Genomic DNA, 20,680 nt, shown 5'->3' with positions numbered 1-20,680 from the left:
CCGGCCCCGAGCCCCCCGCCCGTGACGGCGGGGGGCTTTACTGTGCCTTACACCTCAACTTGCCCGTATTAATACCCAACACGACGTTATGAGGTGCTTGCACACAGTGCACATGTCTTGTGATGCTATGACCGCTTTTGACGGATGATTGACCGATGAAGAGGTGGCGTTGACCGTGTCGGCCAGTTCTGCGCCGCCCCAGGAAGAGGCGCCCGCCCCCGCTCAGACTCCCTCGACTCCCGTGGCACACGGGGCCCCCATGGCCCCCATGGCTCCCGCGACTCCCGCCCAGGCCGACGCCCCCGCCCCCGAGAAACGGCGGGGCGCCGACACCCGGGCGCTGACCCAGGTGCTCTTCGGCCAGCTCAAGGAGCTCAAACCGGGTACGCCGGAGCACAACCGCGTGCGTGCGGCGCTCATCGAGGCGAACCTCCCGCTCGTGCGCTACGCGGCCGCCCGGTTCCGCTCCCGCAACGAGCCCATGGAGGACGTCGTCCAGGTCGGCACCATCGGCCTCATCAACGCCATCGACCGCTTCGACCCGGACCGGGGCGTGCAGTTCCCGACCTTCGCCATGCCGACCGTCGTCGGCGAGATCAAGCGCTACTTCCGGGACAACGTCCGCACCGTGCACGTGCCGCGCCGGCTCCACGAGCTGTGGGTCCAGGTCAACAGCGCGACCGAGGACCTGACCACCGCCTTCGGCCGCTCCCCCTCCACCGCCGAGATCGCCGAACGGCTGCGGATCAGCGAGGAGGAGGTGCTCTCCTGCATCGAGGCCGGGCGGTCGTACCACGCGACCTCCCTGGAGGCCGCCCAGGAGGGCGACGGGCTGCCGGGGCTTCTGGACCGCATCGGGTACGAGGACCCGGCCCTGGACGGCGTGGAACACCGCGACCTGGTCCGCCACCTGCTCGTCCAACTCCCCGAGCGGGAGCAGCGGATCCTCCTGCTGCGCTACTACAGCAACCTCACCCAGTCCCAGATCAGCGCGGAGCTCGGCGTCTCCCAGATGCACGTCTCCCGCCTCCTCGCCCGCAGCTTCCAGCGCCTGCGCTCGGCGAACCGCATCGAGGCGTAGGGGCGGTCCGACGACCCCGTTACCGGACCGAGACACGCCCCGGGCGACTTGGTACGACCGTAACCGCAAACAGGATCGAGCCATCACTGACGGGAGCGAATCGCTCACCAGCGCACTTCCCGACAGTTGAGGGGCGAAAAAGCGTCAGACCCCCTGCTTCCAGGGCGGATTCACGTCTCGCATGTCGACATGTCACTACAGCGTGTTGCCGACATGTGACATTCTGCCGGAAGCGCGTTTGCCGGGGCTTCGGCTCCGGTATTCAGGTGAAGGCATCGTTCCTCGCAGGGAACGCCGCCGCGACCGTCCCGCGACCCAAAGGGGGTGGCATGTCCGCAGAACAGGGCAGCTCGAAGGTGCTCACGCCCACGAAGAGCGAGGCAGCGCCCAAGGAGCTCGACGCCATCGACGTGCTCGACAGCATCGATGGCGCCCTCGACGGCGCTCCGGCGCTGGAGGCCCCGCCGACCCCGGAAGCCCCGGCGGTCGCGGAGAACCTCGACACCCGCACCCTGTCCCGCTCCCTGTTCCTGCGCCTTGCCGCACTCGAAGAGGACAGCCCCGAGCGTGCCTACGTCCGGGACACCCTGATCGAACTCAACCTCCCCCTCGTGCGCTACGCGGCGGCCCGCTTCCGCAGCCGCAACGAGCCGATGGAGGACATCGTCCAGGTCGGCACCATCGGCCTGATCAAGGCGATCGACCGCTTCGACTGCGAACGCGGCGTGGAGTTCCCGACGTTCGCGATGCCGACGGTCGTGGGCGAGATCAAGCGCTTCTTCCGTGACACCTCCTGGTCGGTGCGCGTGCCGCGCCGGCTGCAGGAGCTGCGCCTGGCCCTCACCAAGGCCAGTGACGAGCTCTCCCAGAAGCTGGACCGCTCCCCGACGGTGACGGAGCTCGCGGCCGTCCTGGGCGTCTCCGAGGAGGACGTGGTCGACGGCCTCGCCGTCGGCAACGCGTACACCGCCTCCTCGCTCGACTCCCCGGCCCCGGAGGACGACGGCGGCGAGGGCTCCCTGGCCGACCGCCTCGGCTACGAGGACACCGCCCTGGAGGGCGTCGAGTACCGCGAGTCGCTCAAGCCGCTGCTCGCCAAGCTCCCGCCGCGCGAACGCCGGATCATCATGCTCCGCTTCTTCGCGAACATGACCCAGTCCCAGATCGGCGAGGAGGTCGGCATCTCCCAGATGCACGTCTCCCGCCTGCTGACCCGCACCCTGTCCCAGCTCCGCGAGGGCCTGATCTCGGACTGAGGTCGCTCCTGCCGCTTCCTTACTGACGGAGCGTCAGCCACACTGGCGCGATGCTTCTCCGTGGCGCGCAGACCCACAGGGCACCGATCCGCAGGGCACCGCGTGGCCGCGGGGCCGAGGCCCCCGCGGCGCCGGCGGCCGACCCGGCACGTCCGCGTGGGGCGCCGGGCGGCCGGTGGGGCAGCGGCACGGCTGTCTCCGTGGTCGCCGCCTGCCTGGCCTCGGCACTCACGGCGTGCGGGGGCGGCGGCGACGGCGGCTACACGGCGGTGGGGGCGGCAGGCGGCGAGCCGGGCACGTCAGCGCGGCCGACGGGGTCGGTGACGCTGGTACCGCTGGACGGCGCGAAGGACACCCGGGGCGGCACGGCGGCCGGTCAGGGCACGCCGACGGACGGCCCATCGACCGCCGCGGCATCCGGATACGCCGGATCGACCGGGTCGACCGGAACCATCACATCGACCGACAACTCCACTGCGGGCACGGCGACCTCACCCCGGACGCCGTCCTCGCCCGCCGCTTCCGGCCGCGACGGCGGTCGGCCACCGGCCTCCGGCCCTACGGTGCCGGGCTCACCGCGCCCCGGCAGCTCCTCGGCCTCCTCGGCCTCTCCGGCACCCGCGGCGCTCGCCTGGAGCGCCCCCACCCGTGCGGCCACCGACCAGCGGTGGTGCGAGAAGGTGACCGTCACTTTCGTCAACTCCGGCGGTACGCCGGTCCGTTCCGGCACGGTCACGCTCGGCACGCACATCGTCGACCTCCTCGGCATCGACTGGGCGACCGTCACGTCGACCGAGCCGCTGCCGGCACCGATCGGGCCCGGCGCCCGCGTCAGCAGGACCTGGACGGTCTGCGTGGACGACTGGCGCGTGCCGCTGGGCATGCACGTCGAGACCCGGGTCGCGGGCGTCGACTGGAGCTGAGCACGCCGAAGGCCCGGGGCACGCGTCCCCGGGTTCCCTCGTCGTACCGCGGCGTGGCCGCCGTCCTACATGAGCGCGAGCCAGGCCACCGCCGCCACCACGACCACCACGGCGACGACGCCGAGGATCAGGCCGAGGCGGGGGCCGGAGGAGGAGTAGGTGGTCGCCGTCTGCTGGGACGCCTGCGGGGCCTCGTCGACGAACGCGCGGAACATCTGGGTGCTGCCGGCGGGGTCGTAATTGCCCTGGGGGCCCTGGGTGTTAGCCATGGCCCGAGACACTAGCGAATCCGTCGGTGCGGCCCAAGTGGGGGGCCTCCCCCGCGTGCGACCGACCCCACCTGCGTGTTTACGGGCGCAATACGTGCCTTTGCCAAGTTTTTATGCGCACCCCGGCCAGATTATTTGCCTGCGGCAACCAAGCAGATCTATGGTTGCCCCAAGCAACGAATACGGTCGTGAGGAGGTGTACGGGATGGCGGAGCAGGCGCAGTTCGAGGAGCTTGCGCGTCAGCTCAGCGCCGTCGGAGCCGTGAAACGGGACCTGGGGCGCATCCTCCCGCCCGAGTGCCCCGCAGGCTCGGCGACGGTGCTGACGCTGCTCGGCCGCCACGGTTCCATGCGCATGAGCAAGCTCGCCGAGCTGCTCGCCGTGGACATGTCGGTGACCAGCCGGCACGTGGCGCACGCCGCCGAGCGCGGCTGGATCGAGCGCTCCGCCGACCCGGCGGACAAGCGCTCCCGCATCCTGCACCTCACCCCCGCGGGCGAGGCGACCCTCGCGGACCTGTCCCGGCGCAGCACCGAACTGCTCGCCGAGCGGCTGGGCGACTGGAGCGACGAGGAGGTCGACCAGCTGATCAGGCTGATGACCCGGCTCCGCGCCAGCTTCGGCGACTGCCGTGCCGCGGCCCCGCACCTCCGGCCCGCCGCCGTCCCGGCTCCGGCCCCCGGCGCAGCGAAGCCCCCGGCCGCGGCCGGAGCGGGGTCCGCAGCGAAGGCCACGGCCATGGTCCCCTCCACCGCCCGCGCCCCCACGCCCGTACTCGAACCGTCGACCACCCGTACACCCGCATAAGACGAAGAAAAGGAAGCTCATGGCAACGACCACACCAGCCGGTGTGCGGGCTCATGCCAAGCCGCACGGGGGAGGCTCCGCCGAGCAGACCCCGATGACGCACCGGCAGATCATGGAGGCCATCTCGGGCCTGCTGCTCGGCATGTTCGTGGCGATCCTGTCGTCCACGATCGTCACCAACGCCCTGCCGCACATCATCACCGACCTGGGCGGCGGCCAGTCCGCCTACACCTGGGTCGTCACCGCCTCCCTGCTGGCCATGACCGCGACCACCCCGCTCTGGGGCAAGCTCGCCGACCTGTACAGCAAGAAGATCCTGGTCCAGATAGCCCTGGTGATCTACGTCGCGGGCTCCGCGGCGGCCGGTCTGTCGCAGAACGCGGGCATGCTCATCGCCTGCCGTGTCGTCCAGGGGATCGGCGTCGGCGGTCTGTCGGCGCTCGCCCAGATCGTCATGGCCGCGATGATCTCGCCGCGCGAGCGCGGCCGCTACTCCGGCTACCTCGGCGCGACCTTCGCCGTGGCCACCGTCGGCGGCCCGCTGCTCGGCGGTGTCATCACGGACACCTCGTGGCTGGGCTGGCGCTGGTGCTTCTACGTCGGCGTCCCCTTCGCCGTCATCGCGCTGATCGTGCTGCAGAAGACCCTGCACCTGCCGGTCGTGAAGCGGGACGTGAAGGTCGACTGGGCCGGCGCGTTCTTCGTCGCCGCCGCGGTGTCGCTGCTGCTGGTCTGGGTCACCTTCGCCGGTGACAAGTACGACTGGATCTCCTGGCAGACGTACGCGATGGTGGGCGGTTCGATCGCCCTCGGTCTGATCTTCGTGCTCGTCGAGTCGAAGGCCAAGGAGCCGATCATCCCGCTGCGGCTCTTCCGGAACCGCACCATCACGCTGGCCTCGCTGGCCTCCCTGTTCGTCGGTGTCGCGATGTTCACCGGCACGGTGTTCTTCAGCCAGTACTTCCAGCTGGCCCGCGACAAGTCCCCGACGATGTCCGGTGTGATGACCATCCCGATGATCGGCGGTCTGTTCATCTCCTCCACCGTCTCGGGCCAGTTCATCACCCGCACCGGCCGCTGGAAGGCCTGGCTGGTGAGCGGTGGCGTGCTGGTGACGGCGGGCCTCGGGCTGCTCGGGACCATCCGCTACGACACGGCGTACTGGAAGATGTCGATCTTCATGGCGCTGCTGGGCCTCGGCATCGGCATGATGATGCAGAACCTCGTGCTCTGCACCCAGAACCAGGTCGCCCCGAGCGACCTCGGCTCGGCCAGCTCCACGGTCACCTTCTTCCGCTCGCTGGGCGGTGCGGTCGGCGTCTCGGCGCTCGGCGCGGTGATGGCCCGCCGGATCACGCACTACGTGACCGAGGGCGCCGCCGCCCTCCCGCACAAGTACCAGGTCGCCCTGGCCGGTTCCAGCTCGTCCGACGACAGCCTCCCGGACCTGGGCAAGCTGCCCGCGCCGCTGCGCACCCTCATGGAGAGCGCCTACGGCCACGCCATCGCCGACGTCTTCCTGATCGCCGGCGGTCTCGCGGCCCTCGCCTTCCTGATCAGCCTGTTCATCAAGGAGGTCCCGCTGAGGACCAAGGGTGCGCTCGCCCAGGCCGCCGAGGAGGCGGACGCGGGAAGCCCCACGGCGGTGCCCGCCGCTGCCGCCGTCGCCACGCCGGGTGAGGAGCAGCAGGTGCCCAGCTGGGCCGCCCCGGTGGTGAGCACCGCGGAGCTCGCTCCGGAGGGCACGGAACGGCAGTACGCCGCCGTCGCCACCATCGCCGCTCCCGAGCAGTCGGCGGGCTCCGTCGGCATCCCGGTGCACGGCTTCGTGCGCGGTGCCGAGAGCGCCCCGGTCGCGCAGGCCGCGGTCACCCTGATCTCGCTGGCGGGCCGTCAGCTGGGCCGCTCGGTCGCGGGCCACGACGGTTCCTACCGGCTGGACGCGCCCGGTGCGGGCTCGTACGTGCTGATCGCCTCCGCCGACGGCTACCAGCCGCAGGCGTCCACGATCGTGGTGGGCGAGGAGCCGGTGGCGTACGACATCCTGCTCAGCGGCACCAGCGGCCTCAGCGGTGTGGTCCGCGGCGCCGGCAGCGCGCTGCCGGTCAAGGACGCGATGGTCATCGTCACCGACGTGCGCGGCGACCTGCTGGCCTCCGCGGCCACCGGTGAGCAGGGCGACTTCCGCTTCGGCGAGCTGGTGCCGGGGATCGTCACGGTCGCGGTGAACGCGGCCGGGTACCGGCCCCGCGCCGTGCCGGTCGAGATCGGCGGCACCGGCGTCACCCGGATCGAGGTCGACCTGGACGCCGGCGCCCAGCTCCAGGGCGTCGTACGGGCCCCGCACGGCCCGCTGGCCGACGCGCGGGTGACCCTGGTGGACGCGGCGGGCAACGTGGTCGGCACGGCCACCACCGGCGTGGACGGCGCGTACGCCTTCGCCGACCTGGACGGCGGGGACTACACCGTGATCGCGACGGGCTACCCGCCGGTCGCCACGGCCCTGCACGTCACCGGCGCGGGTGTCGACGACCACGACATCGAGCTCTCCCACCCCGGCGAGTAGTTCCGGCTCCGGCCCGTGGCGGGCGCGCCCACCAGGAGGCGCCTGCCGCGGGCCGGTTCCACGAGGCCGATTTGTAATCGTTTGACTGGTTCATCAGATGACCGTTCGAGTGTTCGCAGGGAGAGACGGGATGGGACTGACCGCGAGGATCCGTACCCGGGACGGATGGGCCGTGTCGCACGCGGTCGTCACGGTGACCGACATGACCGGCAGCCAGGTGCTGCGCGCCGAGGCCGACGACGAGGGCACGGTGCGCGACCCGAACCCGCTCGCGCCGGGCGCGTACACCGTCATCGTCACGGCCGTGGGCTACGCGCCCGCCGCCTCCAGCGCCATCGTGACCGCGAGCGGCCGCGCCGAGGTCGGCACGGTGACACTGGCGCGGCAGGGCGGCACCGAACTGCCCCCGCCCGGCCCGTGGACGGTGGACCCCGCACACTCCACCGTGGGCGCGGTCGCCCAGCACCTGGGCATCTCCAGCGTCCGCGGCCGGTTCACGGACTTCTCCGCCGGCATCGAGATCGCCCCCGACGACGTCGGCAAGTCCCGGGTCCACGCGGTCATCCGCGCCGCCTCCATCGACACCGGCAACGGCATGCGCGACACCCACCTGCGCTCCGCGGACTTCCTGGACGTCGACCACCACCCCGAGATCACCTACACCTCGACGGGCCTGACGGCGGCCGGCTCCGACCGCTGGACGGTCCACGGCGAGCTGTCGCTGCGCGGTGTCGTACGACCGGTCGACCTCGCCCTCGCCTACCTCGGCACCGGCGCCGACCCGTGGGGCGGCACGCGCGCCGCGTTCCGCGCGACGACGGAACTGCACCGCGAGGACTTCGCGATGAACTACAACCAGGTCGTGCAGGCGGGCATCGCCGCCATCGGCACGACCCTCAAGGTGGAACTGGAGATCCAGGCGGTGCAGGGCGAGTCGCTGCCGCAGGCCTAGGCGTGGGCGTGGGCTTGGGCCAGGGGTGGGCATGGGCCAGGCGTGGGCTTGGGCCAGGGGTGGGCTTGGGCCTAGGGCTGGTCGGGGCGGGGAGCGGGGCGCTCCTCGCCGTACACCCCCGGGATGTGCGACCGCGACACCGCGATGAACTCGTAGATCAGGGACCGTGACGCCTCCCGGGCCGGGGCCAGCTCCTCCCGCGACCCGGCACCGGCCAGGCGCTCGACCGACTTGAGGGCCCGCCGCCCCAGCGCGTCGAGCTCCGCGGAGTGGGTCAGCAGTTCGGACCGGAACATCGCCTCCATGGCCGCGGCCCGCAGCCGCTGGGCCTCCCGGCGCAGCTCATGGAGGGACTCCTCCCCGACCGTGCGGCCGTCGTGCTTGGCGAACCAGTAGTCCATCTGGCCGCGCCGGTAGTTGGCCAGCGCGCCGCCGAACTCGCTGAAGGCGTCGATGCGTTCCTGGCGCAGCCGCTCGCCGCGGGTGAACTGCTCCGCCCGGCTCTCGGTACGGCGCTGGAACCGGTAGGTCAGGGCGGAGCCGAGCAGGGTGCCGAGCACGGCTATGAGGCTGGTGACCACAGCTTGCATGAGGTCAGCGAAGCATGCCGCGCTGCCCGCCGTCCGCACCTTGGGCCACGCCACGCGCGGAAAGGTGTGCCCGGCAGGGTCAGGCTGAGCGGCCCCACCGGGCCTAGGCTGGCGCCATGGCACCGAACATCGCGACGAACACCGCCGTCTCCCTCGACGAACTGCTGGACTTCGTACGACCTCGCCACCGCGCGATCCTGCTCACCCGACGCACCGACGGGAGCCCGCAGGGGTCGCCGCTGACCTGCGGGGTCGACGACTCCGGACGCATCGTCGTCTCCACGTACCCCGAGCGGGCGAAGACACGGAACGCGAAGCGGGACGACCGGGTGAGCCTGATCGTGCTGAGCGACGACTGGGACGGGCCGTGGGTGCAGGTGGACGGAAGGGCCGAGGTGATCGACTCGCCCGAGTCGGTGGAGCCCCTGGTGGAGTACTACCGGAACATCGCCGGGGAGCACCCGGACTGGGACGAGTACCGGGCGGCGATGGTGAAGCAGGGGAAGTCCATGATCCGGGTGACGCCGGAGAAGTGGGGGCCGGTGGCCACCGGCGGTTTTCCGGCGCGGCTGGCTGCGCCCGGCGCCTAGCGGGGTGGGTGCGGTGTGCGTGCGCGGGTAACGGTGCGTGGTGGCTGCCCGCGCAGTTCTCCGCGCCCCTTCAGGGGCGCTGCGCCATCGCCTCGATTCCAGCGACCAGCAGGTCCAGGGCGAAGGTGAAGTCCCTGTCGAGCATGTCGGCGACGGTGTCGCCGCCTCTGGCCGCCATGAGGTCCCTCGACTCCTCGATGATCCGCGCGGTGTCGGGGGCCTCCGTCACGGCGTCCATCGCGGAGTCGAAGTACTCGTCGGGGGTCATGCCGGCCGCCGCCACCCTCGCGGCGAAGTGGCCCTCGATCGTGCCGTAGCCGTAGACGAACTGGAAGACGGCCGCGATCGCGCCCGTCACGCCGTGCGCGGGCAGGCCGGCGCGGCGGACCACTCGCTGGACCACGCGGGAGAACGCGAGCGAGTGGGGGCCGATGTTCAGGTAGCGGCCGGCCAGCGGGGAGAGCCAGGGGTGGCGGACCAGCAGGGCGCGGTACTCCGTGGCCAGCGCCCGCAGTCGGTCCCGCCAGTCGCCGGCCTCGGCATCGGGCAGGCGCAGCTCGCCGAAGGCCGCGTCAAGGGCCAGTTCGAGCAGGTCGTCCTTGGTGTCGACGTACCAGTACACGGACATGGCGGTCACCTTCAGCTCGGCCGCCAGCCGCCGCATGGAGAACCTGTCGAGCCCGTCGGCGTCGAGGAGCCGCACGGTGACGGAGGTGATCCTGGCCCGGTCGAGCCCGGACGGCTGACCACTACGACCGCCCTTCCCGCCCTTCCCGCCCTTCTCCTCCAGCCACACGCTGGCCCGCGCCATAGACACACCTTCCTCCGCGACCACTTCCCACGATGCTAGAACTCCAGCGCCTCTTCGGGGGCGCGGGGCCGCACCCGCAAACCGACACATACCCCCTCCCTCTCAGGCGGCATTCCTCTCCGCCCTCCGCAGCAGCCCCGCCGACAGCGACTTGCCCGAGGCCACCGCAGAACTCAGGACGGCTCCCAGCACGGCCACCCCCAGCCCGTTCCCGAACTCGGCCAGCGTGCCGTTGATCCCGACGCCCACCCCGGCCTTCTCCGTAAGGCAGTTCCTATACGTCGTACAGCGCAGGGATGCGGGTGGCATACGGCAAAGGGCGGTGACCGAGGAGTCACCGCCCTTGCGCCGCTGTTCAGGAGCCCGTCAGTCGCTGCTCGCCTTCTGTGTGAGGTCGTAGAAGGTGGACGAACCCACCGTCACCTTCTTGAAGTTCTTCTCGACCCAGGAGGTGATCTGCGAGGCGGTGCCGCTGCTGCTGCCGCCCATCATGCCGCCGCCGGTGCCGGAGGAGATGAAGTAGTGGATCCTGCCGTCCGCCACGTACTTCTCGAACTGGGCCAGCGTCGGGGACGGGTCGGTGCCGTTGAAGCCGCCGATCGCCATCACCGCGTCGCCGGTGGAGAGCTGGTAGCTCGCCGCGTTCTGGGCGCCGATGGCCGCGGCGACCCAGGTGTACTGCGAGGAGTTCTTCTGCAGCAGGGCCTTGGCCGCGGAGCTGACCGTCGCGCCGTTCAGCAGGCCGCCGACACCACCGCCGCCGCCCATACCACCGGCCTCGCCCCTCGCGCCGCCGCCGGGGAAGCCGCCGGTGCCGTTCTGCGTGCTGCCGTTGCCGTTCCGCTGGTTCTGGCCGAAGCCGCCGGTGCCACCGCCCGGGAATCCGCCGGTGCCGTTCTGGCCCTGCCCCTGCCCCTGCCCCTGACCCTGCGTGGTGCCGTTGCCGCCCTGCTGGTTCTGGCCGAAGCCGCCCATGCCGCCGCCGAAGCCGCCCCGGCCGCCGCCGGGACCGCCACCGCCGCCGAAGCCCATCATGCCGGCGCCCGCCGGACCGGCGGTCGGGATGGAACCGGTGTGCGCGGAGTTCACCGTGCTGAGGGTGTACGCGGTGGGGCCCGCCAGCGCGGCCACCAGGCCGACCGCGGCCGCCCCGAGGGCGAGCCGGCGCGAGATCCGCCCCGCGAAGATCAGTCCCAGCGCGGCGGCCAGGCCGCCGACCAGGACCAGGTACTTCAGCCAGGGCAGGTAGCCGGAGGTCCGGTTCAGGAGGACGTAGCCCCAGACCGCGGCCGAGACCACGGCTGCGGCGAGGGTGATCGACGCCCACAGCTCGGCGCGCTTCTCCCACAGCAGCCCGGCGCCCATGCCGACCACGGCGGCGATGTAGGGGGCGAGGGCGACCGTGTAGTACTGGTGGAAGATGCCCGCCATGTAGCTGAACACCACCATGGTCATCAGCAGCGAGCCGCCCCAGACCAGGAACGAGGCCCGGGTCACCGAGGTCCGCCGCAGCCTGCGGGTCGCCACCAGACCGGCGACGAGGAGGATCAGCGCGGCCGGGATCAGCCAGGAGATCTGGCCGCCGATCTCGGAGTTGAACATCCGGTCCCAGCCGGTCTCGCCCCACTGGCCCGAGCCGGTGCCGCCGCCCCCGCCGCCGACGCTGCCGGTCTCGTCGCCGCTGATGCGGCCGAGGCCGTTGTAGCCGAAGGTCAGCGACAGGAAGCTGTTGTCCTGGGAGCCGCCGATGTAGGGGCGGGAGGACGCCGGCCACAGCTCGACGATCGCCACCCACCAGCCGCCGGAGACGACCAGCGCGCCGGTCGCCAGAGCCAGCTGCCCGAGCCGCTTCCTCCACGTGTGCGGGCCGACGGCCGCGTACACGAACGCCAGCGCCGGCAGGATCAGGAACGCCTGCAGCGTCTTGGCGAGGAAGGCGAAGCCGATCGCCACGCCAGCCCACACCAGCCACCTGGTACGCCCGTCCTCGACGGCCCGGACCACGAAGTAGCAGGCCAGCGCCATCAGCAGGGCCAGCATGGCGTCCGGGTTGTCGAACCGGAACATCAGCGCCGCGACGGGGGTGAGCGCGAGCACGGCGCCCGCGACCAGGCCGGCCGCGGGGCTGAACCGGCGGCGCACCGAGGCGTAGACGACCGCGACCGTGCCGACGCCCATGAGGACCTCGGGGCCGAGGATCGTCCAGGAGTTCAGGCCGAAGATCCGGGCCGCGATCTCCATCGGCCACATGAACACCGAGGGCTTGTCGACGGTGATCGCGTTGCCCGCGTCCAGCGAGCCGAAGAACATCGCCTTCCAGCTCTTGGTGCCGGCCTGGACGGCGGCCGAGTAGAAGGAGTTGGAGTAGCCGTTGACGCTCAGGTTGTAGAAGTACAGCACCGCGGTGGCGAGCAGCAGGCCGAGGAAGGCCGGGCGCGCCCAGCGCGGGTCCTCGGGCCGGCCGCGCCAGAGCCTCCGGGCGAACGGCTGCTTCGGCTCCCCCGCCCCAGGGACCGGCGAGGCGCCCTGGCCGCCCGGTTCACCCCGTTGACGCCGTTCGCCCCGCGCATCCCGTGCGTCCTGCCCGTGCTGCCCGTCCTGCCCGTCCTGTCTGCCAGGCAAGTACGGCATCGGCGGCTGCGGCTGCGGCTGCGGCTGCGGGGGAGCCGTGGGCGGTGCGGTCGGTGGCGGCCCCCACTGGGCCAGGTGGTCGGTGTTCGTACTCATCGGGGTTCCCCCGGATCGCTGTCGTGGGGGCGCACCGGCTGCAACCGCATGGTGCTGTCCCTCCAGGTGCCGTCCGCGGCTTCACCGGCGCGGAACTGGGTGGTCGTGGTGCCCTGCGGGGCGTACGGCTGCTGCGCCGGGCGCTGCGGAAGGGGGCCCCGCGGCTCGAACGGCTGCTGGTACGACGGGAGTCCGCCGGTCTGGTAGGTCGGCGACGACGGGGCGTGCGCCGCCACCACCGTCGACTCGGGCCCTCCGGTGCCGTCCCGGTCCGGGAAGACCCAGGCGCGGAAGAGCAGGAAGCGCAGCACGGTCGCCGCGAGGTTGGCGGTGATCAGTACCGCCAGCTCGGTGGAGTGCGAGGGGTCGCTGCTCGCCGCGTTCAGGGCGGCGAGGGAGCCACTGGTCAGCGCGAGGCCGATGCCGAAGACGACCAGGCCCTGCGCCTGGTGCCGGACCGCCCCGCCCCGGCCGCGCACCCCGAAGGTCAGGCGCCGGTTGGCGGCCGTGTTCGCCACCGCCGACACCAGCAGCGCGAGCGCGTTGGCGATCTGCGAACCGGAGAACTGCCGGCAGACGCTGTAGAGGAGCAGGTAGAAGAGGGTCGACAGGCCGCCGACCACGCAGAACCCGACGAGCTGGCGGGCCAGGCCCTTGGGCACGTCCTGGACGTCGCGGTCGCGCGGGTCGTCGCCGAACGGGCGGGTGAGCCGGTCCAGCGGCAGCGCACCGGTGGTCAGCGCCTTGCCGACCCGCCACACGCCCTTCAGGTCCTCGGTCGCCGTCTTCACGATGTGCACGGTCGAGTCGGGATCGTCGACCCAGTCGACCGGCACCTCGTGGATCCGCAGGCCCGCGCGCTCGGCGAGCACCAGCATCTCGGTGTCGAAGAACCAGCCGGTGTCCTCGACCAGGGGCAGCAGCACCTGCGCGACATCGCGGCGTATCGCCTTGAAGCCGCACTGCGCGTCCGAGAAGCGGGCCTGCAGCGAGCCGCGCAGGATCAGGTTGTACGAGCGGCTGATGAACTCCCGCTTGGCGCCGCGCACCACGCGCGACGAGCGGGCCAGCCGGGAACCGATCGCCAGGTCGGAGTGGCCGGAGATGAGCGGCGCCACCAGGGGCAGCAGAGCGTTCAGGTCGGTCGACAGGTCGACGTCCATGTAGGCGAGGATCGGCGCGTCCGAGGCCGACCAGACGGTCCGCAGCGCACGGCCGCGGCCCTTCTGCTCCAGCCGGAACGACGTCACCTCGGCGATCTCCGCCTCAAGCCGCTTCGCCACCTGGGGGGTGGTGTCCGTGGACGCGTTGTCCGCGATGGTGATGCGGTACGCGTACGGGAATGTGCGCTTGAGGTGCTCATGCAGTCTGAGGACGCATGGGCCGAGGTCCTTCTCCTCGTTGTAGACGGGGATCACTACGTCCAGGACAGGCGTACCGGCGTCTCCGGCCGGGAGGTGCTCCCGCGCCGGCAGGGTGCCGGGAGAAGAGTCGGTTCGCATGGCACCGACTCTCGTCAAGCCCCCTGTTCCACCCATGTGGTGGCACTGTGCTGGACCTGTGAGTGCGATTGCCAGTTGGTTTCGGAGTCCGGCCGGGGGCCCGCCGGGGCGAGCGCGGGCAGGTAGAGGGTGAACACCGTGCGGCCGGGCACGCTGTCCACGGTGACGGCACCGCCGTGTGCGGTCGCGACCGCCTGGACGATGGCGAGGCCGAGACCGGTGGAACCCGTGGACCGCGAGCGCGCGGAGTCACCGCGCGCGAACCGCTCGAAGACGTGCGGCAGCAGATCCGGCGGGATGCCCTGGCCGTTGTCCTCGACGTCCACGCACATCCACGGCCCGCGCCGCTGGATGCGGGCGGTGACCGTGGTGCCCGGCGGGGTGTGCTTGCGGGCGTTGCCGAGCAGGTTGATCAGCACCTGCTGGATCCGGGCCGCGTCGGCGGCGACCAGCGCCGGCTCGTCGGGCAGGTCGAGGCGCCAGTTGTGGTCCATGCCGGCGGCGCGCGTGTCGCTGATCGTGTCGACGACGAGCGGGATGAGGTCGGTGTGCTCGAACTGCAGCGGACGCCCGGCGTCGAGCCGGGCGAGCAGCAGCAGGTCCTCCACGAGGAGGGTCATCCGCCCGGCCTCGGACTCGATACGGCCCAGGGCGTGCCGGGTGTCGGGCCCGACCTGCTCACGGCCCCGCCGGGTGAGCTCGGCGTAGCCGCGGATGGAGGCGAGCGGGGTGCGCAGTTCGTGGCTGGCGTCGGCGACGAACTGCCGTACCCGCATCTCGCTCTGCTGACGGGCGTGCAGCGCCCCGTGGACGTGGTCGAGCATGCGGTTGAGCGCTGCGCCGACCTGGCCGACCTCGGTGTGCGGGTCGCACTCGGTGTCCGGCACCCGCTCGCTGAGGTTCACCTCGCCGGTGTGCAGCGGGAGTTCGGAGACCCGGGTGGCGGTGGCGGCGACCTTGCGGAGGGGGCGGGTGGCTACGCCGACGAGCACATAACCGGCGATGACGGCGGCACCGAGACCGGCGGCGGTGACGCTGATCTCCACGAGGATCAGGGTGTTGATGGTGTTGTCGGTGTCCTTGGTGGGGATGCCGACGTAGTAACTGCCGTTGGGGCCGTGGACGTACGAGACGCGGTAGGAGCCCAGCCCCGGGATGTCCACCGTGTGATTGTTGTCGTCCTGGGCAACGGAGTTGAGGGCAGCCAGTTGGGCGCTGGTGAGTGACACCGCGCTCATCTCGAAGGTGGAGGTCGACTTGCGGCCCACCTTCCCCGAAGTGGCGGAGCCGTTCACGACCGTGGCGGCGATCGTGGCGGACGTGGGCTGCGGCCCCCGGGCCACGAAGTTCGTGAGGTTGGTCGTGTGGTCGCGCGCGTGATCATCCTGCCCGTTGCTCTGCTGGCCGGGCGCGCCGTTCCCGTCCTTGCCAGGGGCCGCTGGCCCGAACGCACCGGACGCGCGCTTCCCGACTTCACCCAGCTGCTTGTCCAGCTCGGTGTACAGATGAGACCTCAGCGCAAGGGTCGTCACCGAACCGATCACCGCGCAGATCACCGCGATCAGCACCACGGACGCGACGACGAGCCGGGTCCGCAGGGTGCGCGGCTTTCCCGCTCGTCGCTTCTGCGTACGCGGCCGTCGTCGCCCGCTCATGAGGCCGCGGGCTTGATCAGATAACCGGCACCTCGCCGGGTGTGGATCATCGGCTCCCGCCCGGCGTCTATCTTCCGGCGCAGGTACGAGATGTACAGCTCGACGACGTTGGCCTGGCCGCCGAAGTCGTAGGACCACACCCGGTCCAGGATCTGGGCCTTACTGAGCACGCGCCGCGGGTTGCGCATCAGGAAGCGCAGCAGCTCGAACTCGGTGGCCGTGAGGTGGATCGACTCCCCGGCCCGCGAGACCTCGTGGCTGTCCTCGTCGAGGGTGAGGTCGCCGACGACGAGCACCGAGTCGGACCGCCGGTCGGCCGCACCGGAGCGGCGGATCAGCCCGCGCAGCCGGGCCACGACCTCTTCGAGGCTGAAGGGCTTGGTGACGTAGTCGTCGCCACCGGCGGTGAGACCCGCGATCCGGTCCTCGACCGCGTCCTTCGCGGTCAGGAACAACACCGGCACGTCAGGCAGTTCGCGCCGCAGGCGTCCCAGCACGGTGAGGCCGTCCATGTCGGGCAGCATCATGTCGAGGACCACGGCGTCGGGGCGGAACTCCCGGGCGGTGTGCAGGGCGCCCTGTCCGTCTCCCGCACTCCTGATCTGCCAGCCCTCGTAACGGAGGGCCATGGACAGGAGTTCGGTGATTGACAGTTCGTCGTCCACCACAAGCACTCGGACGGGGCTCCCGTCCGGCCTCAGCAGTTCGGTGCGCCCCTGGGGCGAGGTCGTGGTCATGGTGGACACCATGTCGGGACCCTCTGAGAACACGCTTTCAGTAATCTGTGTTTTCCCTGAGAAACACACAGGAGTCTCTCAGGCAACGCCTGGGAATCCCGTCACGTGCGTACGAACTCCTGATCACACCCGTTCCCGGCTGTGCGGATCATGTGCTTCCGCCACCGGCCCGGGGACGCCGACGAAGCGCCGATGAGCCACCGATGAGAGCCTACCGAGCAGCACCGGCACCCGCACGACGGCGAGGTGGGTGCGTAGGGCACCCGCCCGTGCAGCAAGCGCCTGCCTGGGACTGCCGCCAGGCACCGGGCGGCAGGACGCGGGCCGGTGCCGTCCCGGGGGCGGCCTTGATGGACAACTCGTCGTACGGATCAGGGCTTTTCACGTACGTGGTCTCTCCGATCCGCGGCGCTGCAAGAGACCACTCGGGCGGGGAAAACGCAACTTCGACATGGCCCGCGGAGACGGCTGCCTTCACCTGGTCTTCAGCGACCGCCCACGGTCGCACCGGAGTTCCTGCAGGTCGAGCCGCCCGCGACGGGTCAAATGCATCGGGCCGAAGAGCGACGAGTCGGCCGGCAAGGAAGCCTGAACGATCGGGTCCGCTGCCGAACGAGTCCTTCAGGTCACCCGCACTCGCTGGACGATGACGTCCACGGCTCTTCTCCACCACCCTTGTCGCTTGTCAACCGTCGTCCGCCGCCCCTCGGTTCACCCGCTCAGAAGAGCCCGTCCTGCACCCCCGCCGCCCCCTTGAACTTCTTCACCGGGAGCGTGAATCCGCCCTCGCCTGCGACCGGCACGATGTCCCACCCGGTCATCAGCCGGGTGTCGAGCACGACCACGCCGTGCACGGTGGCCACATGCAGGTCGGGGCCCGCGGCCGCGAGCAGATCCCCGCCCACCCCGCCGCCCGCGACCAGTTCCGTCACCTCCCCGACGGCGGTCGGCAGGTCGGTGAGGCCGAACACCTCCACCTGGTCGACGACCTGGCAGGGTTCCCGGCGCAGCGACTCGGGCCAGGCGGCCAGCGCGAACGCCCGCCGGTGCAGGGCCTCCACTTCAGCCGCCCGTTCCGCCGCCGAAGCCGGCAGACGGGACCGGACGAGGCGCTTCTCGGCGTACGGGACACGGTCCGGCACCTGGAGGGCGGCCCGCAGCAGTTCTTCCGCCCGCCGCGCCGCCATCAGCGGACCCAGACCCAGCCAGCTGAAGCAGACGGCACCCTGCTCCAGCAGACGCGCCGATCCTCGCTCCACGGCGGTGATCCCGACCTTGACCATCCCGGGCCCGAACCACGCCAGATACACGTGGTAGGGCCGGGTGTCGTCGGCGAGGGTGTCCGCGGCCACCGAGTGCGCCCGGTCCAGCCGCGCGCACTCCTCGCACCGGGCTCCGGTGCTGCGCCCCGACACCGGCGCCCGAGTCGGGCAGCCGTGCCCCCGCGCCCCTACGCACTCCCGCTTCGCACCCCCGTCCACACCCCCCTCCGCGACCCCGAAGGCCACCCGCTTCCCCCGGACGAGCGGACTGCGCCGCCCACCGCTCCACACCAGCACGGGCCCGTCGTCCGACCAGCGGAGCCCCGAGCATTTCCACACCTGTGTCATCACTCGCGAGCGTAGAGGGGGGCACTGACAACGCCGGAGCAGCCGAGACGGCCGGGGACGTCGGGCGGGACGGGGCCCCGGACAGGACGAGGCCTCGGCAGGACGGGAGCCGTTGGGCATGGACGAAAGCCTTCCGGCAGCGACCGGAACCGTCCGGCAGAAGCGGGAACCGTCCGGCAGAAGCGGGAACCGTCCGGCAAAGACAGAAGCCATCCGGCAGAGACAGGAGCCGTCGGGGCAGGCAAGGAGGCGTCGAGGCAGGAGCGGGCGTCCGCAGGGCGGGCGGTTTCTCCGGTCAAGCCGTCAAGCGCCGGACTCCGCGGCCGCCGCCTCGCCGGTCACCACCTCCGTGGGCGTCGTGTGCGCCCCGCCCTGGGGCGACACCGGCCGGAGCGCCGACGCGGTACGCCGCCCCCGGCCCGCCAGCCGGCAGGAGACGCATCCCGGGTGGCCGTCGCGGGCACCGGTGTCCCGCACCCGGAGGGGCCACTGCGCCCGGGGCCGCGGCCCCGGCGGCTTGCCCCAGCCGGCCAGATGCAGATACCAGGTGACCAGGACGCTCACGGCACACACCGCGAACCCCGCGAGCAGCGCGGCGGTCGAGACCGCGCACACACCCAGTCCCAGCAGCCCGCTCCCGACGGTCGCGATCGCGGTCCCCGTCCACCCGGCCACCGTGTGGCCCTCGTCGTGCTGACTCACGTACCCGTCTCCCCTTCGTAGGCAGCGGAAGCACCAGCGGACACACTGGTCCGACGCGAGGGCGACTAGAATCCCTCACGAGCTAAGGAATTTACTCTCGTACCTCTCACTTGGTAAGGGAATCCGAAAGAAACGGCACCCACCATGCACGGCACGTCTCGACCGCCCGCTGACCCGGCTCGGGCACTGTCCGCCATGGACCACCTCATCGCGGCCCACCTGATCGGCCAGCAGGAACTGGCTCGGCGCCTCGGCCTGAGCGTCACGGACCTCACCTGCTTCGCCTTCGTCCTGGAAGCGGGCGACCACCTGCTCACCGCCGGCGATCTGGCCGCCCGCGTCCATGTGACGACGGGCGCGGTGACGGGCATCCTCAACCGCCTGGAACGCGCGGGCTACGTCACCCGCCGACCCGACCCCGCCGACCGCCGCCGGGTCCGCGTCGCCGCGGTCCCGGAAGCCGTCAACCGGGTCCAGGCGGTCTACGCGGGCCACTACGCCCGTCTCAACGAACTGTTCGCCGACTACACCCCCGACGAACTCGCCACCTTGACCGACTGGTTCACGAGAGCGACCGCCCTGGCCCACGACTACCTCGAGAAGCTCAACAGAAACGACTCGGCGGAGCCCTGCTGATCCCCTGGGACCCCCGGCTGAATTCTGGGGCTGTACGGGGGAAAAGGGGGACACCGCAGCGTGCCTAGTAATCGTCCGACGCCCACTGTTCGTCATCCTGTCTTCTAAAGGCCGAGATTCGGCACCGAGGACGACGAAAGGCCGGTCGATTGAAGCTCACCAAGCGATTTGCCGCGATCAGCGCCGCCGCAACGGCGGCGATTCTCTTCAGCGCCGGCGGGGCGCAGGCTCAAAACGACGGAGGTCTCCTGTCGCTTCTGAGCAACATTCCACTCCTCCAGATGCCGTACTCACTGGGGGCGGCCGGGCAGGACCTCGGCTCGACCGGAGCCCAGACCACGAACAACAACAATAACAACAACAACGGGGGCGGACCGAACAACAACAATAACAACAACGGGGGCAGGACAAATAATAACAACAATAACAACAACGGCGACACCGTGGCTCGGGGCACCGGGGCAGGCGCCCTCCCGCTTCTGGGCAAGTCACTCATCAACTTCCAGATCTGCTACCCGAAGGGTCAAGTCGGAAGGACCAACACGCTCACCGGGAACCAGAACATCAACTGCCACCAGAGCTGAGGCGGCCGCGTCTCCTTCGGACGGCACAGAACAGCTCGGCGACCGAGCGAGCACGCACCGGCCGCCGAGCTGTGAAGATCAGCCGTTGTTGTTATTGTTGTTGTTGTTCCCACCTCCGCCGTTATTGTTGTTGTTATTGTTGTTGTTCCCACCCCCACCGTTGTTATTGTTGTTGTTATTGTTGTTCCCGCCCCCGCCGTTGTTATTGTTGTTATTGTTGTTGTTCCCACCCCCACCGTTGTTATTGTTGTTGTTATTGTTGTTGTTCCCACCCCTGCCGTTGTTGTTGTTATTGTTGTTGTTGTTTCCGCCTCCACCGTTGTTGTTGTTATTGTTGTTGTTGGCGCCTCCACGGTTGTTGTTGTTGTTATTGTTGTTGTTGTGGCGTCCACCGTTGTGGCGGCCACCGTTGTTGTTGTTGTTATTGTTGTTGTTTCCGCCTCCGCCGTTGTTGTTGTTATTGTTATTATTGTTGCCTCCGTTGTCAGTGGGCGCCATCACGTGCGCGACTGTCGGCGTCGGAGCCGCGAAGGCGGCGGATGGGGCCAGAGCGCCTCCTGCGGCCAGGGCCGCCGACGCGGTCAGCACCGCTGTACGCTTTGCGATCTTCTTGAGCATGGTGATCCCTTTTCGATGAGTACGGATCGGGTCGCCGAGTTCGCAGCCCAACGCCTTCGATCG

The 20,680-nt window shown here is 70.6% G+C and carries 21 protein-coding genes; 9 read left to right on the top strand and 12 right to left on the bottom strand.

Annotated elements, in window-relative coordinates; genetic code table 11:
- The first annotated feature begins 169 nt into the window (after window positions 1-169).
- Together AB0M11_RS07100 and AB0M11_RS07095 are read left to right on the top strand one after the other, a co-directional pair.
- On the top strand, window positions 170-1,081 hold the full coding sequence (locus AB0M11_RS07100; RefSeq protein ID WP_365702344.1) for a SigB/SigF/SigG family RNA polymerase sigma factor: 912 nt from the start codon (window positions 170-172) through the stop codon (window positions 1,079-1,081).
- A 329-nt stretch (window positions 1,082-1,410) separates the two neighbouring features.
- The gene (locus tag AB0M11_RS07095; protein ID WP_365702258.1) at window positions 1,411-2,337 is read left to right on the top strand and encodes an RNA polymerase sigma factor SigF; all 927 of its coding nucleotides are present in this window, start codon (window positions 1,411-1,413) and stop codon (window positions 2,335-2,337) included.
- A gap of 376 nt (window positions 2,338-2,713) precedes the next feature.
- Here the strand turns inward: AB0M11_RS07095 and AB0M11_RS07090 are convergent, their stop codons facing one another.
- Window positions 2,714-3,028 carry a hypothetical protein gene (locus tag AB0M11_RS07090; RefSeq protein WP_365702256.1) on the bottom strand — a complete coding sequence of 105 codons (315 nt, stop codon included), beginning with the start codon at window positions 3,026-3,028 and terminating at the stop codon, window positions 2,714-2,716.
- On the opposite strand from AB0M11_RS07090, the gene AB0M11_RS07085 reads away from it, so the two are divergent.
- Entirely contained in the window at window positions 3,018-3,260 is a 243-nt protein-coding gene (locus AB0M11_RS07085; RefSeq protein ID WP_365702254.1) for a hypothetical protein, read from the top strand. The genes AB0M11_RS07090 and AB0M11_RS07085 overlap by 11 nt on opposite strands.
- 65 nt (window positions 3,261-3,325) lie before the next feature.
- Here the strand turns inward: AB0M11_RS07085 and AB0M11_RS07080 are convergent, their stop codons facing one another.
- Window positions 3,326-3,529 carry a hypothetical protein gene (locus AB0M11_RS07080; RefSeq protein ID WP_365702252.1) on the bottom strand — a complete coding sequence of 68 codons (204 nt, stop codon included), beginning with the start codon at window positions 3,527-3,529 and terminating at the stop codon, window positions 3,326-3,328.
- Between the two features lie 205 nt (window positions 3,530-3,734).
- Between AB0M11_RS07080 and AB0M11_RS07075 the strand changes: the two genes are divergently transcribed.
- From AB0M11_RS07075 to AB0M11_RS07065, 3 genes are all read left to right on the top strand, one after another.
- Window positions 3,735-4,337, top strand: a complete 603-nt coding sequence (locus tag AB0M11_RS07075) for a MarR family transcriptional regulator (RefSeq protein ID WP_365702250.1) — start codon at window positions 3,735-3,737, stop codon at window positions 4,335-4,337.
- A 19-nt stretch (window positions 4,338-4,356) separates the two neighbouring features.
- The gene (locus tag AB0M11_RS07070; RefSeq protein WP_365702248.1) at window positions 4,357-6,903 is read left to right on the top strand and encodes an MFS transporter; all 2,547 of its coding nucleotides are present in this window, start codon (window positions 4,357-4,359) and stop codon (window positions 6,901-6,903) included.
- 130 nt (window positions 6,904-7,033) lie between these two features.
- Window positions 7,034-7,855: a YceI family protein gene (locus AB0M11_RS07065; protein ID WP_365702246.1), complete on the top strand. Its 822-nt coding sequence runs from the start codon at window positions 7,034-7,036 to the stop codon at window positions 7,853-7,855.
- A gap of 71 nt (window positions 7,856-7,926) precedes the next feature.
- Here AB0M11_RS07065 and AB0M11_RS07060 read toward each other — a convergent pair whose 3' ends face one another.
- The gene (locus tag AB0M11_RS07060) at window positions 7,927-8,445 is read right to left on the bottom strand and encodes a hypothetical protein (RefSeq protein WP_365702244.1); all 519 of its coding nucleotides are present in this window, start codon (window positions 8,443-8,445) and stop codon (window positions 7,927-7,929) included.
- Between the two features lie 116 nt (window positions 8,446-8,561).
- On the opposite strand from AB0M11_RS07060, the gene AB0M11_RS07055 reads away from it, so the two are divergent.
- The gene (locus AB0M11_RS07055; protein WP_365702242.1) at window positions 8,562-9,035 is read left to right on the top strand and encodes a PPOX class F420-dependent oxidoreductase; all 474 of its coding nucleotides are present in this window, start codon (window positions 8,562-8,564) and stop codon (window positions 9,033-9,035) included.
- Between the two features lie 70 nt (window positions 9,036-9,105).
- On the opposite strand, the gene AB0M11_RS07050 is transcribed toward AB0M11_RS07055, so the two are convergent.
- From AB0M11_RS07050 to AB0M11_RS07015, 8 genes are all read right to left on the bottom strand, one after another.
- Entirely contained in the window at window positions 9,106-9,846 is a 741-nt protein-coding gene (locus AB0M11_RS07050; RefSeq protein ID WP_365702240.1) for a TetR/AcrR family transcriptional regulator, read from the bottom strand.
- A gap of 102 nt (window positions 9,847-9,948) precedes the next feature.
- On the bottom strand, window positions 9,949-10,095 hold the full coding sequence (locus AB0M11_RS07045; protein ID WP_365702355.1) for a hypothetical protein: 147 nt from the start codon (window positions 10,093-10,095) through the stop codon (window positions 9,949-9,951).
- Between the two features lie 117 nt (window positions 10,096-10,212).
- Complete coding sequence (locus tag AB0M11_RS07040) at window positions 10,213-12,573, bottom strand: glycosyltransferase family 39 protein (RefSeq protein ID WP_365702238.1); 2,361 nt, start codon at window positions 12,571-12,573, stop codon at window positions 10,213-10,215.
- A complete protein-coding gene (locus AB0M11_RS07035; protein WP_365702236.1) occupies window positions 12,570-14,075 on the bottom strand; it encodes a bifunctional glycosyltransferase family 2/GtrA family protein in 1,506 nt (501 codons plus the stop codon). The genes AB0M11_RS07040 and AB0M11_RS07035 overlap by 4 nt, the downstream gene beginning before the upstream one ends.
- A gap of 14 nt (window positions 14,076-14,089) precedes the next feature.
- A complete protein-coding gene (locus tag AB0M11_RS07030; RefSeq protein ID WP_365702234.1) occupies window positions 14,090-15,730 on the bottom strand; it encodes a HAMP domain-containing sensor histidine kinase in 1,641 nt (546 codons plus the stop codon).
- Complete coding sequence (locus tag AB0M11_RS07025) at window positions 15,727-16,467, bottom strand: response regulator transcription factor (protein ID WP_365702232.1); 741 nt, start codon at window positions 16,465-16,467, stop codon at window positions 15,727-15,729. The genes AB0M11_RS07030 and AB0M11_RS07025 overlap by 4 nt, the downstream gene beginning before the upstream one ends.
- Window positions 16,468-17,186: 719 nt before the next feature.
- Complete coding sequence (locus AB0M11_RS07020; RefSeq protein WP_365702230.1) at window positions 17,187-18,077, bottom strand: DUF2797 domain-containing protein; 891 nt, start codon at window positions 18,075-18,077, stop codon at window positions 17,187-17,189.
- A gap of 303 nt (window positions 18,078-18,380) precedes the next feature.
- Entirely contained in the window at window positions 18,381-18,779 is a 399-nt protein-coding gene (locus AB0M11_RS07015; protein WP_365702228.1) for an HGxxPAAW family protein, read from the bottom strand.
- Window positions 18,780-18,923: 144 nt separating this feature from the next.
- Between AB0M11_RS07015 and AB0M11_RS07010 the strand changes: the two genes are divergently transcribed.
- On the top strand, window positions 18,924-19,415 hold the full coding sequence (locus tag AB0M11_RS07010) for a MarR family transcriptional regulator (protein WP_365702226.1): 492 nt from the start codon (window positions 18,924-18,926) through the stop codon (window positions 19,413-19,415).
- 281 nt (window positions 19,416-19,696) lie between these two features.
- The gene (locus tag AB0M11_RS07005) at window positions 19,697-19,999 is read left to right on the top strand and encodes a hypothetical protein (protein WP_365702223.1); all 303 of its coding nucleotides are present in this window, start codon (window positions 19,697-19,699) and stop codon (window positions 19,997-19,999) included.
- 78 nt (window positions 20,000-20,077) lie between these two features.
- On the opposite strand, the gene AB0M11_RS07000 is transcribed toward AB0M11_RS07005, so the two are convergent.
- On the bottom strand, window positions 20,078-20,617 hold the full coding sequence (locus AB0M11_RS07000; RefSeq protein WP_365702221.1) for a hypothetical protein: 540 nt from the start codon (window positions 20,615-20,617) through the stop codon (window positions 20,078-20,080).
- Window positions 20,618-20,680: the final 63 nt, after the last annotated feature.

It is taken from the genome of Streptomyces sp. NPDC051987, from assembly GCF_040680735.1.
Classification (GTDB): Bacteria; Actinomycetota; Actinomycetes; order Streptomycetales; family Streptomycetaceae; genus Streptomyces.
This window is presented reverse-complemented; position numbering and strand designations above follow the sequence as displayed.